Raw genomic sequence first — 661 nt, forward strand, 5'->3', positions numbered from 1 at the left:
GGGCGAAGCATTGATGGCCGGATACTCTGCCGGGCGACGCATCGTCAACACTCTACTAAACACGGGGCCCGTAGGCTGAATGTAGCGGCTCTGAGGCTCAGCTTCCTTTTGCCCGCGCAGCCTCCTATAATAGCAATGCGTTCCTGCCCAGCATGACAGGGGCGCACTTTGCAATCGTTTTGGACTTGATGCCCGCCTTGTTGCCCTCTGGCGGGCTTTCTTTCGCCGCCAATTTCCCTGTCAGCCCACCCACGGCATAGGTCGAAACAAAAAAACAACGCTCGAGCTTTACCGGCTTTTTCAAAAAGGGGTCCGTGGAGATTGACCCGCCAAAACGGACACCTATTGTTTGAGAAAGGGGGTGCCGAAACGGGCGCGCATCGCTCACCGTGCCCGGCGGAATTCCGGGCCCCGCGTGGCCGAGTTGGTGAAGGCAGGCCGAGCGCCTGAGGGAGCTTGCACTCGAGTTCGAACCGTGCAATGTCAGCCTGCGCGACCCAGTTGACGATCGTTTGCGTGCTGATGCCGGCGTGCGTCGCGAGGGTCTGACCACGGCTTAGCCCCAGGAGTTCACACGTCTACGCTGCGAAAATCGGCAATTGACGATGGAGCGCGATATTCTCTCTCACGCCGCGGCCTGGTTCGCCCGCGAGACGGGACC

At 60.2% G+C, this 661-nt stretch carries 1 protein-coding gene; it reads right to left on the minus strand.

All coding sequences use genetic code 11. From position 1 onward, the window contains the following. Positions 1 to 124: 124 nt before the first annotated feature. On the minus strand, positions 125 to 304 hold the full coding sequence (locus AWB67_RS40555; RefSeq protein WP_125477917.1) for a hypothetical protein: 180 nt from the start codon (positions 302 to 304) through the stop codon (positions 125 to 127). Positions 305 to 661: the final 357 nt, after the last annotated feature.

Origin of the sequence: Caballeronia terrestris (assembly GCF_001544515.1) — a bacterium.
In the GTDB taxonomy this organism is placed as follows: Bacteria; Pseudomonadota; Gammaproteobacteria; order Burkholderiales; family Burkholderiaceae; genus Caballeronia; species Caballeronia terrestris.